Genomic DNA, 15,699 nt, shown 5'->3' on the forward strand with positions numbered 1-15,699 from the left:
TGGCCCGTTCGTCTATCGGTTAGGACGCATGGTTTTCATCCATGTAAGAGGGGTTCGATTCCCCTACGGGCTACAAATTAGTTGTAAATAAGTTTTGTAAAATAGAAGCGGGTGTCTTAAGTTTTTATTTTATTAGTTAAAACCAAAGTGATTGGTAACAATTGTGGGAGGTTTTTCTTTTTTAACTAGTAGTTTATAAATAATTATTACAATTAAATTAAGAAAAAATGGCAAATCACAAGTCAGCTTTAAAAAGAATTAGAACAAGCGAAAAGAAAAGAGTAATCAACAAATATCAGCACAAAACTACACGTAATGCTATAAAAGCAATTCGTCTGGCTACTGATAAAGCTGATGCTCAAGCGAAATTAAATGATGTGTTTTCAATGATTGATAAATTAGCGAAAAAGAATATTATTCATTCGAACAAAGCTTCTAACTTAAAATCTAAGTTAACTAAACACGTAGCTTCTTTATAATTAGAAACGTTGTTAAAAAAATATAAAGCCTTCTTTTGAGGGCTTTTTTTGTATCTAAAAGTTAAGAAATAGTAAAAATATTTAAAGTAATTCATTGGGTTGTATTTTATTGCAAAATAAGTATTACCTTTGCACCACTAAAAAAATAAGATGGAATCTATCAGAAACATTGCAATTATTGCACACGTTGACCACGGTAAAACTACTTTGGTTGATAAAATTATGTATCACTGTCAATTATTTCGTGATAACGAAAACACAGGTGATTTAATATTGGACAACAATGATTTAGAGCGTGAAAGAGGAATTACAATTACTTCTAAAAACGTTTCTGTTACTTATAAAGGAACAAAAATTAACATCATTGATACTCCTGGTCACGCGGATTTTGGTGGTGAAGTAGAACGTGTATTAAATATGGCTGATGGTGTGTGTCTTTTAGTAGATGCTTTTGAAGGACCAATGCCTCAAACTCGTTTCGTATTACAAAAAGCTATTGACTTAGGGTTAAAACCATGTGTTGTAATCAATAAAGTAGATAAAGAAAACTGTACTCCTGAAGAAGTTCATGAAAAAGTCTTCGACTTAATGTTTGAATTAGGAGCTGAAGAATGGCAATTGGATTTTCCAACAGTATATGGTTCTGCAAAAAATAATTGGATGTCTGACGATTGGAAAAATCAAACAGAAAACATTGAGCCATTATTAGATATGGTTATCGAAAATGTTCCAGCTCCTAAAGTTTCTGAAGGAACTCCTCAAATGTTAATTACATCTTTAGACTTTTCAAGTTTTACAGGTCGTATTGCCATTGGACGTTTAGAAAGAGGTGTTTTAAAAGAAGGAATGCCAATTTCTTTAGTTAAAAGAGACGGTAAAATAATAAAATCAAGAATTAAAGAATTACATACTTTTGAAGGTCTTGGACGTAAAAAAGTAGAACAAGTTATAGCTGGTGATATTTGTGCGATTGTAGGAGTTGAAGGTTTTGAAATTGGTGATACTATCGCTGATTTTGAAAATCCAGAAGCTTTACAAACTATTGCTATTGATGAGCCAACAATGAGTATGTTGTTTACAATTAACGATTCTCCTTTCTTCGGTAAAGAAGGAAAATTTGTAACTTCAAGACACATTAGAGATAGACTGACTAAAGAATTAGAGAAAAATCTTGCTATGAAAGTAGGAGAAACTGATTCTGCCGATAAATTTATGGTATTTGGTCGTGGTGTATTACACTTATCTGTTCTTATTGAAACAATGAGAAGAGAAGGTTATGAATTACAAATCGGTCAACCACAGGTAATTATCAAAGAAATTGATGGGCAAAAATGTGAACCAATTGAAGAATTAACTATCGACTTACCTGAACATCTTTCTGGAAGAGCAGTAGAATTTGTTTCTGTTCGTAAAGGAGAAATGCTTTCAATGGAAGGAAAAGGAGATAGAATGGTTGTGAAGTTTAACATTCCTTCACGTGGAATTATTGGTTTACGTAATCAATTATTAACGGCTACTGCTGGTGAAGCTATCATGGCTCACCGTTTCATAGGATATGAACCATACAAAGGAGAAATTCCTGGAAGAAATAGTGGTTCTTTAATTTCTATGGAAAACGGAAAAGCTATTCCTTATTCAATTGATAAATTACAAGATAGAGGTAAATTCTTCGTGGATCCAAATGAAGAAATCTATGAAGGTCAAGTAATTGGTGAAAATACACGTAGTGATGATATGGTTATTAACGTAACTAAAACTAAAAAATTATCAAACGTTCGTTCTTCTGGAGCAGATGATAAAGCGAAAATTATTCCTGCCATAAAATTCTCTTTAGAAGAAGCTTTAGAATACATTCAAAAAGATGAGTATGTGGAAGTAACACCAAAGTCGTTACGTTTACGTAAAATCTATTTAAATGAAAACGATAGAAAACGTTACAAAATGTAATATTAAATTTTTAAAAAATGTCTCACTTTTTTAGTGGGACATTTTTTTTATATGCTTATTTTTGCACTTCAACACAACCACTATGTATCGATTATTAATTCGTCCGATTTTATTTCAATTTGATCCTGAAAAAGTACATCACTTTACTTTTTCATTAATTCGTTTTTTACATAAAATTCCTTTTGTAGGAAGTTTAATTAATTCGTATTATGAAGTAAAAAATCCAAAATTAGAACGTGAAGTATTCGGATTAAAATTCAAAAACCCAGTTGGATTAGCCGCAGGATTTGATAAAGATGCAAAACTCTACCAAGAATTATCAAACTTCGGATTCGGATTTATTGAAATCGGAACATTAACACCAAAACCACAAGACGGAAATCCAAAAAAGCGACTTTTTAGATTGCAAGAAGATTCGGCAATCATTAATCGAATGGGTTTCAATAATGGAGGAGTTGAAGATGCAATTGTTCGACTTAAAAAAAACAAAGGAGTTCTAATTGGTGGAAATATTGGTAAAAATAAAATTACACCAAACGAAGAAGCAGTCAATGATTACGTTTTTTGTTTTGAAGCTTTGTTTGATTATGTAGATTATTTTGTGGTAAATGTAAGTTCTCCAAACACTCCAAACTTAAGAGAACTACAAGAAAAAGAACCTTTAAAAGCGTTGTTGAATACTTTGCAAAATCTTAATAATTCTAAAAGAAGCCCAAAACCAATCCTATTAAAAATTGCTCCAGATTTAACAAACGAACAATTATTAGATATTATTGAAATTGTAAACGAAACCAAAATTGCAGCTGTAATTGCATCAAATACAACAATTTCTCGTGAAGGATTAGAATCAGCAAACCAATCAGAAATGGGTGGTTTGTCAGGAAAACCTTTGACAAATCGATCAACAGAAGTAATTCGTTTTCTTTCCGAAAAAAGCAATAAATCATTTCCAATTATTGGAGTAGGAGGCATTCATTCTGCAAAAGACGCTTTAGAAAAATTAGAAGCTGGTGCGAGTTTAGTACAATTATACACAGGTTTTATTTACGAAGGACCAAAATTGGTTAAGGAAATTAATAAGGCTTTGATTAAGAAAAACTAAAATGTTATATAGGATTTTAAACTTTAAATGAAATAATTCTCTAAAGTTTATTGACAATTTCAAAGCCATATTTTTCTTTTAATTTTGAACAGATTTCAATAGCTAAATTTTTATTTTTAGTTGTATATAAAGTTATTGGTTTTTGATTATCGATAAATAAGTTTATTAAAATTACTTTTTCTGTAATTCTTGCAGTTGCTGTAGATTGTAATCCGATTCCACCTAATGTCTTTGTTGTATTTGTTCTAAAAATGGAGATATAATTTATTTCTGGAAACTTTTTCCAACTTCCAAGTTTTAGACCAAAAATTGTATTAATATTTCTATATAGGTTATGTTTTAAGTCTAATTCAATTCCTTCATTTGTTAATGTTATAATTCCACCAGTTATCAATGCTATCCAAAATAATAGATAAATTGGGTTTATTTTAATGTTAATAAAAATTAATAACAATAAACCTGTGAACAAAAGTAAATATCCAATTATCAGTCTTATTTTGGTTATTTGTTCTAGATAGAGATATTTTTCCATTAATAAGATTGTTTTTTATTTTCTTGGATTAATAGTTTTGTCTAAAATTTAATTTAATCCAATTCGAGTTCCCAATTCGACTAAAAGTCCAACTAAAATCGCAATTCCAAAACTCAATAAAGTTCCAATTAGCACATATTCTGTGAGTTTTCGATCTTTTGCTTCTTTCAAATCACCAAATCTAAAAATAGATTTTGCGGCCAATAAAAAGCCAATAGCTTCAAAATGATTGGTTATGATGAAACAAAACACAAATAAGCGTTCCAAAACTCCAATATAATTTCCAGCGTTTTGCAACGAATTATCTTCTTTGTTTTTGCTTTCTGGTGTCCAAATTGAAATTATATTCTTAATTATTATCGAAGTTGGTTTCGTCAATAAAATAATTCCAGTAATTAAAATCCAAATGCTATTATCAATATTTTGAAAATCTATTGAAGTGTTTGTGTAAAGTAATACAATTAGAAAAATCATTACTAAATGCAACAATTGATCTATTGAAAACCAAATTCGTTTTGTCTTTTTCTTTTGAAATTTCAGTTTAAGAAAATCAATAATTCCGTGTGAAACGGCTAGCATTATTCCATAAACTATAAAATCAGCTTCAGCTACAAAAAGCAACATCAACACCAAATGAAGAGCAGTGTGTAAATACAAATAAGTGCTTTTCTCTTTCTTTTTTTCTTTGTCTACAACCCATTTGTTTGGTTGCAATATAAAATCACCAATCAAATGTGCTAATAAAAGTTTTGTGAATAGAATCATACTACAAGCATTTTTAGTTTTTCAACATAAGCCGAATTTATTTCCAGTAATAAATCAAAATTAGCTCTTTTTCTTCTTCTGCTAACGGCTGCTTGATTAATTCCTAATTTACTACCAATTTCTTCTTGTGAAAGTGTAGGGTTTTGAATTGTAACCAATACAAATTCAGCAGATTGTGCCAACCAATTATTCATAAAAGATAAACCCAATCGCAAAATTAAATTCATTTCCTTATCAAAAGTTTTGTTAGAACTATTAATCGATAAAGTGGTTTTGTTTTTCTTTAAACTTTCAAATCCAACACCTGAATTTACAAAAGCAGTTCCATTACTTTCTGAAATTTTCTTGGCTTTGTACGTTTTATCACCAAAACCAATACTCATTCTAGCATCTAATTTAATACTTCTCAAATAGGCTTTAACCTGAAAAGCTACCAATAAAGCCTCTTCACAATTTTTTACTTCCAACTGGAATTCATCACCACGGTAAATTTCCCAATCTTTTGGAGTTTTTCCAAATTGTTGAAATAGTTGCTTTAAACCGTCAAGCCAATTTTGCGATTTTGCTCTGCGTGAACCTTTTACGTCTCCTGTAATTATGCAATTCATAGTTCAAATCTATAAAATATTTTTTAAAATGCAAAATATATTACCAAAAAATGTAATATTTAAATATATTACCAATAAGTGTAATATTTTAAATTATTCCACATTTAAGGAATATATTTATTTATTCCCTATTTAAGGAATATTTTATTTTTTTTTATCCATCAAATTCTTCCTATCTTAGCATTTTAAAAGCAAATCATTGAATCCAAAAGTCAAAATAATTGAATGTCCAAGAGATGCTATGCAAGGCATTAAGACATTTATTCCTACAGAGAAAAAAGTACAATACATACAATCTTTATTGCGTGTAGGTTATGATACTATTGATTTTGGAAGTTTTGTTTCCCCAAAGGCAATTCCTCAAATGGCTGATACAGCTGAAGTTTTAGCTCAATTAGATTTGTCTCAAACGCAAAGCAAACTTTTAGCTATAATTGCTAATACAAGAGGTGCAGTAATGGCAGCTGAACACAAAGAAATTCATTATTTAGGGTTCCCTTTTTCGATTTCTGAGAATTTTCAAATGCGAAATACGCACAAAACTATTGCTGAATCTATCGTAACCTTAAGTGAAATTCTTGAAATTGCTGATAAAAGTAATAAGGAAGTTGTTGCTTATTTATCAATGGGTTTCGGAAACCCTTATGGTGATCCTTGGGGTGTAGAAATCGTAGGAGAATGGACTGAAAAAATGGATAAAATGGGAGTAAAAATTCTTTCACTTTCCGATACTGTTGGAACTTCAACTCCAGAAGTGATTGATTATTTGTTTTCAAACTTAATTCCAAAATATCCTAATATCGAGTTTGGAGCACATCTACATACCACTCCAGACAAATGGCATGAAAAAGTAGATGCAGCTTACAAAGCAGGTTGTCATCGTTTTGATGGAGCCATTCAAGGTTTTGGTGGTTGTCCAATGGCAGCAGATGACTTAACTGGAAATATGCCAACCGAAAAATTATTGTCGTACTTCACAGTAGCAAAAGTAGATACCAATTGTCATGCTATGAGTTTTGAAAGTTCTTATAATGAATCTTTGAAGATTTTTACGAATTATCATTAATTGAGCGCTTAGTAAAGAGTAATTAGTAATTAGTTTAAAAAAGGTCATTTCAATTCTAGCTAAAAAACTGATCACTTATTACTTATAACTAATTACTTTTTCTTATATTTGCATGCAATTTAACACGACTACAACAAATTGCAATGAACGCACACACAACAAAAATCATCGGAGAAGGACTTACTTATGACGATGTACTATTAGTTCCTAATTACTCTCAAGTTTTACCACGCGAAGTAAGTATTCAATCTAAATTTTCTAAAAATATTACGCTTAACACTCCTATTGTATCTGCAGCTATGGATACCGTTACCGAAAGTGCTATGGCAATTGCTATGGCTCAAGAAGGTGGAATTGGTGTTTTGCACAAAAATATGTCTATCGAAAAACAAGCCGCTGAAGTTCGTAAAGTAAAACGTGCTGAATCTGGTATGATCATCGATCCAGTAACGTTACTTTTATCAGCAACTGTTGGTGATGCCAAAAGAGCCATGAAAGAACACGGAATTGGTGGAATTCCTGTTGTGGATGAAGAGATGACTTTAAAAGGAATTGTTACGAACAGAGATTTGCGTTTTGAACGTAAAAATGATCGTCCAATTACGGAAGTAATGACTTCGGAAAATTTAGTTACGGCAAAAGCAGGTACAACGTTGCAACAAGCCGAAGAAATTCTACAAGATCATAAAATTGAAAAATTATTAGTCGTTGCCGAAAATAATAAATTAGCTGGATTAATTACATTTAGAGATATTACAAAACTGACTCAAAAACCAAACGCTAATAAAGACCAATTCGGACGATTACGTGTAGCTGCTGCTCTTGGAGTAACGGCTGATGCTGTAGAACGTGCAACGGCTTTAGTCAACGCTGGTGTTGATGCAGTTATTATCGATACAGCTCACGGACACACAAAAGGAGTGGTTGATGTTTTAAAACAAGTTAAAGCTTCATTTCCTAATTTAGATGTTGTGGTTGGAAATATTGCTACACCTGAAGCAGCTAAATATTTAGTTGAAAACGGTGCAGATGGAGTAAAAGTTGGAATTGGACCAGGTTCCATTTGTACCACTCGTGTTGTGGCAGGAGTTGGGTTTCCTCAATTTTCTGCTGTGATTGAAGTGGCTGCTGCTATAAAAGGTAGTGGTGTTCCTGTTATTGCTGATGGTGGAATTCGTTACACAGGTGATATTCCAAAAGCGATTGCTGCTGGTGCTGATTGTGTAATGTTAGGTTCCTTATTAGCTGGAACCAAAGAATCTCCTGGTGAAACAATTATTTTTGAAGGAAGAAAATTCAAATCGTATAGAGGAATGGGTTCTGTAGAAGCGATGCAAGAAGGTTCAAAAGACCGTTATTTTCAAGATGTGGAAGATGATGTTAAGAAATTAGTTCCAGAAGGAATTGTAGGTCGTGTGCCTTACAAAGGAGAATTAAACGAAAGCATGCAACAATTCGTTGGTGGTTTAAGAGCTGGAATGGGATATTGCGGTTCAAAAGATATTGCAACGTTACAAGATTCTGGTCGTTTTGTTAGAATTACAGCTAGTGGAATAGGGGAAAGTCATCCTCATAATGTTACGATTACTAAAGAAGCTCCTAATTATTCTAGATAGATAATAAATTTAGAATTTTGAATTCAGAATTTAGAATTTTTAAAAAACATCAAAACTTCTCGTTTTTCGGGAAGTTTTCTTTTTTACGCACTTTAGAATCTCATTTTTAACTTTATCTTTGAAGTGTAGGAAAAGGATAGAAAAATCAAAAAATTAAAACACTAAATGGCTCGATTTAAAGAGAATGATTTACCCAAATCAAAACTTAATGCTAATACCTTAAGCAAAGCGCTTCAAATATTCAACTATGCTGATAATCATAAATGGAAATTCTATCTTGGCTTACTATTTTTACTTTTAACAGGTGGAACTGCTTTGGCTTTCCCAAAGTTATTAGGAATGTTGGTCGATTGTGTGAATGATAAAGATTTAGTCAAAGCTAAAAATATCGCTTTAGGATTGATGGTCATTTTATTACTGCAATCTTTTTTTTCGTTTTTTAGATTATCGCTGTTTATTAATTTTACCGAAAATACCTTAGCTAATATCCGATTGGCTTTGTATAGTAACCTGATTAAGTTACCCATGACATTCTTCTCGCAAAAAAGAGTAGGAGAATTGAATAGTCGAATAAGTTCAGATATTACGCAAATTCAAGATACTTTAACGACAACTATTGCCGAGTTTTTAAGACAATTTATTTTAATTATTGGTGGAGTTATTTTTCTAGCAACTATAAGTTTGAAATTGACTTTAATGATGCTTTGCATTGTTCCTGTTGTTGCGGTTGCAGCTGTTATTTTTGGTAGATTTATCCGAAAATTTTCTAAAAGTGTACAAGATCAAGTAGCCGAAAGTCAGGTTATTGTGGAAGAAACGATGCAAGGAATTTCTAATGTGAAAGCTTTTGCTAACGAATGGTACGAAATTGCACGTTACAGAGGAAAAATTAACGAAGTTGTAAAATTAGCCATAAAAGGAGGAATTTATCGCGGTTATTTTGCTTCATTCATCATATTTTGTTTGTTTGGAGCTATCGTGGCTGTTGTTTGGTATGGGGTTACTTTGTGTATTAATGGTGAAATAAAAGGAATTGGAGAATTAATTTCATTCGTGTTGTATTCTACTTTTATTGGAGCTTCTTTTGGAGGAATTGCCGAATTGTATGCCCAAATTCAAAAAGCCGTTGGAGCAACCGAACGTGTTTTTGAATTGTTAGACGAAGTTCCTGAAAAAATAAATGCGACTCAAAATCATTCTACTCAAAAAATAAAAGGTACAGTAAGTTTTAAAAACGTTGGTTTTTCGTATCCTTCACGGCCAGAAATTGAGGTGTTGAAAGATGTAAACTTTGAAGCAGGTTTTGGTCAAAAAATTGCTATTGTTGGACCAAGTGGTGCAGGAAAATCAACTATTTCGTCTCTTTTACTTCGTTTTTATGACATTGATAAAGGAGAAATTTTAATTGATAATAAGAGCATTTACGACTATGATTTAGAAAATCTTCGTGGAAATATGAGTATTGTGCCACAAGATGTAATTCTTTTTGGTGGAAGTATTCGAGAAAATATAACTTACGGAAAACCTGATGCTTCTGAAGAAGAAATTCGTATTGCTGCCCAACAAGCCAATGCGCTTGATTTTATAAATGGTTTTCCTGAAAAATTGGATACACTAGTTGGTGAACGAGGCATAAAACTTTCTGGTGGACAAAGACAACGTATAGCCATTGCTCGTGCTTTGTTGAAAAACCCAAGTATTTTAATTTTAGATGAAGCTACTTCTTCATTAGACAGTGAAAGTGAGAAATTAGTACAAGAAGCTTTAGAAAACCTAATGAAAGGTAGAACCAGCATTATCATTGCACACCGATTGTCAACGATTAGAAGTGCTGATGCCATTTTGGTTTTAAACGATGGAAAAATAGTAGAACAAGGAACCCACAAAGAATTACTCGAAATAGAAAACGGAATTTATAAGAATTTAAGTAGTTTGCAGTTTAGTGAGTATTAAGCTTTTTTAGTTTTTAATGTTCAGAGAATTATAAAATTAAAAAAGTCTTTTGATTGAGTTTTTTTGGTAAACAAACTGACTGTTAAATAATTTATGAAGAAAAGCACATAAGGTAATTTAATGAAATATTATTCTGTAGATAGATATAAATTTAATAATTTTATTAAGAATAAATATAAATTAAATGTGTTTTAAATATATAAATAGATATTTTTATTAAGTTTAACAATAAAATCAGTGAATGCATCAGTTAAAACTTGTATCGATTGGAAACATTATTGTAGGTGGAACCACTAAGCCCGTAAATATTATCGCTTTAGAGGAAGACGAAAATCATAGTAGATACATTATGAAAGTGTTTAAAGAGAAATATATTTTACAAAATGCATCAGTAGCTAAAGAGATTATTTGCTCAGAACTTGCTAAAGAGTTTGACTTAGTTTGCCCTGAATATGGTATAATTAATGTAGAGCATGATGATTTAATAAATTTATATGATGAAGAAATACTAAAGAGTTTAGATACAGGTTATAAGTTTTGTAGTAAGTTTATTGATCAGGCTGTAATATTTAATCCCAATACTACAAATTCCTTTTTAAAAGATTATGAATTTGCTAATGTTTTTGCTTTTGATGTGTTGATACATAATGTAGATAGAGGAGGTCCTCATAATAAGCCTAATATGCTAATTACAGATACTGAGTTAATATTAATTGATCATGAATTAACTTTTCCTTTTATAAATAATACATCTCAAGAAATCGACTATGAACTTTATTTAAGAATTTATAGATATGATAGGCATGTTTTAATAAAAAATCTAAAGTCATTGAGAAATAAAGAAGGAGTGTTTGATGATTTTATTGAAATGTTAAAACATTTGAATATAAATAAATTAAGTATTATTTTTGATAAAATGAATAAATTTAATATACCATTCATTGAAAGACAAAAATTTATGTCTTACTTTGCATGGGCTAAAAATAATCCAGATATTTTTGAACGTTACTTAAAGGCAATGTTAAAATGAAAACTAATTTTTATACATATTGTATTTTAAAATATAAGCACTCACCTTATTTGGATGAGAGTATAAATATTGGTGTGTTAATATATTTTGCAGATACGAAAAGATTTTCATTTAAATACTCTAAAAATTTAAGCAGAGTTAAGTGTATTTATGATAATGTTCCTGAAAAAACTATAAAAGAATATATAAGACAAATAGACAAACATTTAAAAATTCATCAAGAAGTTACTAATAATTTATTTCCTTTAAATGACTTAAATTTAAAGAATTTTTTATCGAGTTACATTTTGCCTAATGATGGTACTGTATTGCAATTTTCTCATTTTAAAACTGATTTATTAAGAGGTTATTCTGAAGATTTTATCGAAAGAATAATTTTAGAAAAGGTTTTTATTGATGATATAAAACACTCAGTTCAACAACAACAAGAACCAAAACTATTATCAAAATTTAAAACCAATTTAAAAGAACATGGGCTCAATAATTTTAAACATAATTCTAATAGATATATTGAAGAGTATGTTTTAATTAATGAAACTGGAAGTGAATTTAAATTCGATATTGCTTGGCAAAATGGAACTTTGAATCTTGTAAAACCTGTCGGGTTTGATTTGAAAGAGGGAAGAGGTATTTTGGATAAAGCTCATAAAAATTTTGGACAATTTTATGATTTAGAAAAGGAGGCAGAAGAAAAGAAATTACGTTATGATTTAATTATTGGAAAACCAAAATCAAAAGATTTATTTAGAGATTTTGATCATGCCATTAAATTATTGCAAAAAGTTAATCATGTATCTTTAATAGATGAAGATGAATTAGACGCTTATTCAATAAAAGTTATAAAAGAAATTTCAAAAACCATCCTTTAATTTTAATAAAGAGGGTTTGTTTTTGTAATTTTTGTAAGAGCCTTATCTACAATTTGTATATATATTTATGACAAGCATCATACTTTTTGTTATCCCAAATGCAATAAAAATCCTAACAATTAAACAAAATTATAATTTTAATTACTTCAATAACTATTTCCCCTTCAAACAACTACCTCTAGGTTGATCATTTTCCTGCAATACAATATCAGAATGTAAAAATTGGGCTGCTTCGGCTGAGTCTTTTACTTTTTTGGCACTTCGTTTTAGCATTTCGGTTTCAAAATCCGTTATGACACTTTTTCTAATTCCAGTTACTTTCCAATTAGAAAATGGGCCACAACCTTTGTATATTTCTCGTGCTAAAGAAAGTGCATCTAACAACGCTTGATTAGCTCCTTGTCCTTTAAAAGGACTCATGGGATGTGCTGCGTCTCCGATTAAGGTTATTTGGTTTCCTTTGGCAAATTCTTCGGGTTTCAATACTTCTCGGTCATACACAGGATAACCAGAAACTTGTGAAGCTTTGGTAGCTTTTAAAATCTGTGGAATAGGGGAGTGCCATTGGGTTCTTTTACAGGCTTCTTCTTTTAAGGCTTCGCAACCTTTGGCACTTAAGGCTTTGGCTTCTTCTTCTAACATTGGAAAACTCAATTGCCACATTACAGAATTAGCATCATAAGGCATCATGTAAATGCGTTCATTGCCATTTCCCGTTTGAAAAACCGTAGCTGAATCCAACAAAGAACTTTCAACACCTTCAAGAGCTGACAAAGGACAAATGCCCAATATCACTATGCAATCCAAATAACGCAAAGGAGTAATTTTATCACCAATTAATAATTTTCTCACAGCACTTCTAATGCCATCGGTTCCAACTACTAAATCAGCTTTGGTTTTTTTTATTGTTCCATTAACTTGAAAACTTAGGTCAATAGTTTTATCGTCATTTCCCTTAAAATCAACTAATTGATGGTTCCATTGTACAGCATTATTTCCTCCCAATTGTTCTAACAAAGCCAAACGCAACGCTTGTCGAGCAATATGAATGTTGGTTTTTTTTGGAGTTTTTTTGGAATCGGATGCCATCCATTTTCGCATTCCCCATTCCCCAACGACTTTTCCTTCTGGAGTATGTACCAAATGTCTTGTGGAAACGACACCTTTATCTAACGAAAAAATTCCGAATCCAACTATAGCTTTACTGGCTTGTTGTAAAGTCAGACCATACCCTTGTGAACGTGCTCCAAAGTTGGCATCGCGTTCATAAAGTGTGAAAGGAATGCCACGGTGCAAACAAGCAACTGCCAAAGCTACACCACCAATTCCAGCACCAATAATGGCTACATGTGGATAATTTTCTGCATCTGGAATAGGATGATTTTCACTAGGAATTAATCCAGAACCTGAACAATTTAAACAAGAACTCAAGTGTGCTTTTGGTTTAATTGGAGCAATTTCTTGCTTATCTGTTTTTTCAAAAGCTTCTAATTCTCTTTGGAACTTTAAACGCACTTTCTTTTTAAGCTTCTGGCTTTTTTTGCCTCGACCTTTGCATTCGGGACAAACTTTCCAATGGGCTTTATTGTTTGTTGCGTTATTCAATTTGTTTGTTTTTTTAACCGCAGATTCGCAGATTTTTAATTTTTTAGCATGTTGTGCTTGATATCATTTATATTTTATTCACAAAGTCTAAAAAACACTTTTTTGTACAATTTTAAATAATTTATTCACTCTAAAAATCTGTGAATCTGCGGTCAATTTTATAATTAAGTTTAAATTAATTTCACAAAATCTAAAAACACTTTTTTGTGCAATTCTAAATCCATATTGGCAGAAAGAGCAACACGAGCAATATAATCTTTGTCTCCTTCTTTAGTTGTTCCTTGGGTTGAAGTTGCTGGAATGGTCCAATAGCAACCTTTTAATTGGCCATAACTCACACAATATTTGCTTTCATTTGGAATTTCAGTAATCATTAAATTAATTAATTTATGATTTAAATCTCTTTTGTAAGTTTCTCTTTCTGCATCAGTTGCTCCTTTGGTAGGAAGATCTAATGAAAAAACAGAAGGTGTAAATCCTTGATTAGCCAATTCTTCTGAAACAAAATTGATTTTTGCAGTAGGTAACACTTCGTGAATATAGTTTACAAATTCGCGTGTTTTCTTATACGCATCGCTAATTCGTTGATTCATAGAAGGTAATTGTTTGGCTAATATTTCATATTGTAAAGCCGTTGCTTCGTTATCGCAAAGGGTTAAATGTTCTTCGATTTTGGTCATTAAAGTTTGGGCTTTTTCGTTCCCAACACAATAACCAGCAGTACATTTTCCACCACTTGGAAATTTTGAACCACTTGCATAAGAAATTCCTCTAACGCTTGAAAGCAATTTTCCTTCTCCTAAAAAGTGAACATTTGGGCAAAACGTTTGATCTAAAATAAAAACAGGAGCAATAGCAATTTCTCCAGTTGAAGTTTTTCTTTCTTTGCTTAAAACTTCTTTTAGTTGCTCTAAATCTGGAACTTCAACTCTTGGGTTGGTTGGAATTTCTGCAATTATGTATGGAATGGCATCATCATGGGCAATTTGGTTTAAAACTTTCTCGGTGCTTTGAACCATATCGTTTTCACCATCTACGGGTAAATCTACAATTTCGACATTATCGATGCACGCTGCAACTCGTCTAGCTTGATCGTTTGTACCACCATAACAATTCGGTGGAACTATAAATTTGATGGCTTTTCCTTTGTGATTTTCCAAAGCATCGTGAATTAAACCCATCATAATGGCATATTGAATCGATAAACCACTGGAAGCCACCAAAGGTTTTGAATTCGTATCCGTAATTTGTTTAATGGAATTTAAAACAGATTTTTTGTTTTCTTCAGCTGTATTTGCAATTGCTTTAAAACTAGAATTTTGAACTAAAATATTTAATGCTTCTAAAGAATTTGAAGGAGTCATTGCAACGGTTTCTCTTCTTCTAACGTGTTGGATTTCTGAAACATAATTTTCATTTTGTGTTCCGTTTACCAATAAAATACTTCCTAAATGTGCATAATTAGAAATATAAAAATCAATATTTGGATTGAAATCTATTGGTGCAAAATCTTCTTGATTTAAAATGAAAACAGTGCTTCCGTCAAATTTTGAAATTTCAGTTGGATTTGCAACTTTATTTAGTTCAAAGTTATAACCATAAACAGTTCTTATAATTTCAGCATTGAAAGATTCTGGTAATTCATTGGTATAAACGATTTGAGTTTTTTTATTTTCCAACAAGTTTTTTCTCAAAATAGCCAAAACAGAAACTGTCTTAGATTGAAAACTGATTACGTTTTCAGGTTTTATATCGTTAATTTTAGCAATTCCCCATTCTAAAACACAAGATAATGGATGCCCTAAACGAATGTAATCATAAGCCGTTGGCAATTCGTTTAAAGCTTCTGTATCGTAAATATTTTTGCTATATAATTTTTCAAACTCAACTAAAAACTCTGTTTTAGCTAAGGCTTCGTTGTAAATATCCAATCGATGAGTTGTAATTTCTAACCAACCTGATGGCTTATTTTTTAGTACGTTTTTTATGAAATTTAGTATGTTATTGTCTTGCATTATTTCTCTTTTAAATCAGGCTGCAAGTTACGTTATTTTGGTTGGTTTTGAAAGTGGGAATTTGAGGTTTTGTGTTCGCTTTTATGGAGTATTTTGTATTTCAATATTTTTC

General features: G+C 31.1%; 13 protein-coding genes and 1 tRNA gene. 9 read left to right on the forward strand and 5 right to left on the reverse strand.

The features are described 5' to 3' along the window. Window position 1: 1 nt before the first annotated feature. The 4 genes from AABJ49_RS00005 to AABJ49_RS00020 all read left to right on the forward strand — a co-directional run bounded on the left by AABJ49_RS00005 (window position 2) and on the right by AABJ49_RS00020 (window position 3,528). Window positions 2–73 (forward strand) — tRNA-Glu (locus AABJ49_RS00005). Window positions 74–227: 154 nt separating this feature from the next. Further along, window positions 228–479, forward strand: a complete 252-nt coding sequence (gene rpsT, locus AABJ49_RS00010; RefSeq protein ID WP_338374877.1) for a 30S ribosomal protein S20 — start codon at window positions 228–230, stop codon at window positions 477–479. Between the two features lie 150 nt (window positions 480–629). Then, window positions 630–2,426, forward strand: a complete 1,797-nt coding sequence (gene typA, locus AABJ49_RS00015; protein ID WP_338374880.1) for a translational GTPase TypA — start codon at window positions 630–632, stop codon at window positions 2,424–2,426. Between the two features lie 82 nt (window positions 2,427–2,508). After that, window positions 2,509–3,528, forward strand: a complete 1,020-nt coding sequence (locus AABJ49_RS00020; protein WP_338374882.1) for a quinone-dependent dihydroorotate dehydrogenase — start codon at window positions 2,509–2,511, stop codon at window positions 3,526–3,528. A gap of 40 nt (window positions 3,529–3,568) precedes the next feature. On the opposite strand, the gene AABJ49_RS00025 is transcribed toward AABJ49_RS00020, so the two are convergent. From AABJ49_RS00025 to AABJ49_RS00035, 3 genes are read right to left on the reverse strand one after another with little or no spacing between them, the layout of a single operon-like run. Next, window positions 3,569–4,060 carry a hypothetical protein gene (locus AABJ49_RS00025; RefSeq protein ID WP_338374883.1) on the reverse strand — a complete coding sequence of 164 codons (492 nt, stop codon included), beginning with the start codon at window positions 4,058–4,060 and terminating at the stop codon, window positions 3,569–3,571. Between the two features lie 48 nt (window positions 4,061–4,108). After that, the gene (locus AABJ49_RS00030) at window positions 4,109–4,825 is read right to left on the reverse strand and encodes a DUF3307 domain-containing protein (protein WP_338374885.1); all 717 of its coding nucleotides are present in this window, start codon (window positions 4,823–4,825) and stop codon (window positions 4,109–4,111) included. After that, window positions 4,822–5,433 carry a hypothetical protein gene (locus AABJ49_RS00035; protein WP_338374886.1) on the reverse strand — a complete coding sequence of 204 codons (612 nt, stop codon included), beginning with the start codon at window positions 5,431–5,433 and terminating at the stop codon, window positions 4,822–4,824. Before AABJ49_RS00035 ends, AABJ49_RS00030 begins: the two co-directional genes overlap by 4 nt. A 199-nt stretch (window positions 5,434–5,632) precedes the next feature. On the opposite strand from AABJ49_RS00035, the gene AABJ49_RS00040 reads away from it, so the two are divergent. The 5 genes from AABJ49_RS00040 to AABJ49_RS00060 all read left to right on the forward strand — a co-directional run bounded on the left by AABJ49_RS00040 (window position 5,633) and on the right by AABJ49_RS00060 (window position 11,967). Next, on the forward strand, window positions 5,633–6,499 hold the full coding sequence (locus AABJ49_RS00040; RefSeq protein WP_338374888.1) for a hydroxymethylglutaryl-CoA lyase: 867 nt from the start codon (window positions 5,633–5,635) through the stop codon (window positions 6,497–6,499). A gap of 143 nt (window positions 6,500–6,642) precedes the next feature. Further along, window positions 6,643–8,115 (forward strand): IMP dehydrogenase, encoded by a 1,473-nt coding sequence (guaB, locus tag AABJ49_RS00045; RefSeq protein WP_338374890.1) that lies wholly within the window; start codon window positions 6,643–6,645, stop codon window positions 8,113–8,115. A 165-nt stretch (window positions 8,116–8,280) separates the two neighbouring features. Next, window positions 8,281–10,068: an ABC transporter transmembrane domain-containing protein gene (locus tag AABJ49_RS00050; RefSeq protein WP_338374891.1), complete on the forward strand. Its 1,788-nt coding sequence runs from the start codon at window positions 8,281–8,283 to the stop codon at window positions 10,066–10,068. A 241-nt stretch (window positions 10,069–10,309) separates the two neighbouring features. Further along, complete coding sequence (locus AABJ49_RS00055) at window positions 10,310–11,098, forward strand: HipA family kinase (RefSeq protein WP_338374893.1); 789 nt, start codon at window positions 10,310–10,312, stop codon at window positions 11,096–11,098. Continuing rightward, window positions 11,095–11,967: a DUF3037 domain-containing protein gene (locus AABJ49_RS00060; RefSeq protein ID WP_338374895.1), complete on the forward strand. Its 873-nt coding sequence runs from the start codon at window positions 11,095–11,097 to the stop codon at window positions 11,965–11,967. Before AABJ49_RS00055 ends, AABJ49_RS00060 begins: the two co-directional genes overlap by 4 nt. A gap of 153 nt (window positions 11,968–12,120) precedes the next feature. Here AABJ49_RS00060 and AABJ49_RS00065 read toward each other — a convergent pair whose 3' ends face one another. Together AABJ49_RS00065 and AABJ49_RS00070 are read right to left on the reverse strand one after the other, a co-directional pair. Further along, the gene (locus AABJ49_RS00065) at window positions 12,121–13,572 is read right to left on the reverse strand and encodes an NAD(P)/FAD-dependent oxidoreductase (protein WP_338374897.1); all 1,452 of its coding nucleotides are present in this window, start codon (window positions 13,570–13,572) and stop codon (window positions 12,121–12,123) included. A gap of 170 nt (window positions 13,573–13,742) precedes the next feature. Further along, entirely contained in the window at window positions 13,743–15,587 is a 1,845-nt protein-coding gene (locus AABJ49_RS00070) for a cystathionine beta-synthase (RefSeq protein WP_338374899.1), read from the reverse strand. Window positions 15,588–15,699 lie beyond the last annotated feature (112 nt).

It is taken from the genome of uncultured Flavobacterium sp., assembly GCF_963922255.1.
Taxonomy (GTDB): Bacteria; Bacteroidota; Bacteroidia; order Flavobacteriales; family Flavobacteriaceae; genus Flavobacterium.